The organism is Streptomyces aurantiacus JA 4570 (genome assembly GCF_000414115.1).
In the GTDB taxonomy this organism is placed as follows: Bacteria; Actinomycetota; Actinomycetes; order Streptomycetales; family Streptomycetaceae; genus Streptomyces; species Streptomyces aurantiacus_A.
Window position 1 is genome coordinate 1 of sequence record NZ_AOPZ01000083.1, and the last position, 266, is coordinate 266.

Here is a 266-nt window from a genome sequence, read left to right on the forward strand (position 1 = left end):
AAGATGGCCCGCATCGTCGCGGACGTCCCCGTGCACGACGTCATCGTCGGCAACGGCGAGGGACAGGTCGAGCTCAAGAAGCTCCGCACCACGCTCCTGAAGCTCCCCCGGGTCCTCCAGGGCCCGCAGGTCACGGCGACGAACGACCGCCTGAAATGCGGTGACGCTGCCGCTGTTCCTTTGAGTGATTACGTTGGATTACGCCGATGGGGCGCCCGGAACCTAGTGGTTCCGGGCGCCCCATCGGCGTATGCGAACGCGGGGAA

At 66.2% G+C, this 266-nt stretch carries 1 protein-coding gene; it reads left to right on the plus strand.

Annotated features, from left to right (window positions below; genetic code table 11):
* On the plus strand, window positions 1-266 hold a 266-nt coding region (locus tag STRAU_RS40135; protein WP_158692060.1), incomplete at both ends, for a DUF4191 family protein.